The sequence below is a fragment of the Bradyrhizobium genosp. SA-3 genome (assembly GCF_004212635.1).
Lineage (GTDB): Bacteria > Pseudomonadota > Alphaproteobacteria > Rhizobiales > Xanthobacteraceae > Bradyrhizobium.
The window spans coordinates 1-969 of the sequence record NZ_PSRT01000323.1 but is presented as its reverse complement, the minus strand read 5'-3'; the positions used below and the strand labels follow the sequence as shown (position 1 = coordinate 969).

The 969-nt window shown below is 63.6% G+C and carries 2 protein-coding genes; both read left to right on the top strand.

What is annotated here, in order from left to right; all coding sequences use genetic code 11:
- Window positions 1–14: 14 nt before the first annotated feature.
- Complete coding sequence (locus CWO91_RS42295; protein ID WP_130221186.1) at window positions 15–332, top strand: transposase; 318 nt, start codon at window positions 15–17, stop codon at window positions 330–332.
- Window positions 329–969, top strand: a 641-nt coding sequence (locus CWO91_RS42290; protein ID WP_130221185.1) for an IS3 family transposase, incomplete at its 3' end; no start/stop codon positions are given. The genes CWO91_RS42295 and CWO91_RS42290, both read left to right, overlap by 4 nt.

The window sequence follows — 969 nt, the reverse complement described above, 5'->3', positions numbered from 1 at the left end:
GCGAGAGGTGTCAGATGACGAAACGGCAGCGTCGGTGCTATTCGGACGAGTACAAGCGGCAGGCAGTTGATCTGGTTTTGTCGAGCGGCCGCTCGGCGAAGTCGGTATCGAAGGAGCTCGGGCTTGACGGCTCGGTGCTCAGCCGATGGGTGAAGGAGCGGAGCACGGTGGCAGCCGGCGGCAGCGCTGCGGCGCCCACGTCGCAAGCGGCGGTGCCGTCGGCGGACCAAGCTGACGTGATCGCACGGTTGCAGCGGGAAAACGAACAGCTGCGCATGGAGCGCGACATTTTAAAAAAGTCGATTGCGATCTTTGCTGGACCCCGGACATGAGGTTCCGCTTCATCGAAGATCGCCGCGCGGACTATCCGGTTAAGATCATGTGCCGTGTGCTCGGCGTCTCGCCCGCGGGCTACTATGCTTGGCGGTCGCGCCCGGAAAGCCCCCGGGCCGCGGCCAATCGAGAGCTGCTGGAGGACATCAAGCGGGTTCATCGCGACAGTCATGGTCGCTATGGCAGCCCGCGCATCCATGTCGAACTCAAAGCCCAGGGACATCATGCAAGCCGTGGCCGGATCGAGCGGCAGATGCGCCATCATGGCGTTCGAGCCATCTCGGCCGGGCCACGACGATGCCGCACCACCGACAGCGGGCATGGCTTCCCGATCGCGCCCAATTTGCTCGGCCGGAACTTCTCGGCCGCCCTGCGCAATCAGGTCTGGCTCGCCGACATCACCTATGTCTGGACCGGCCAGGGATGGTTGTACCTGGCCGCCATTATGGATCTGTACAACCGTCGTATCGTGGGCTGGGCGATGGACGAACATCTGCGCGCCGAATTGCCGCTCGCCGCATTACGGATGGCGATCAAGGGACAAAAGCCCGGCGCTGGCCTGATCCATCACTCCGATCGCGGCATCCAATATGCTTCAACCGAGTACCGCCAAGCGCTGCAAGCCGCCGGCTTCCG

What these genes read in the sequence shown, in the direction of transcription:
- CWO91_RS42295 (WP_130221186.1), top strand. Translation starts at nt 15, where the DNA reads ATGACGAAACGGCAGCGTCGGTGCTATTCGGACGAGTACAAGCGGCAG.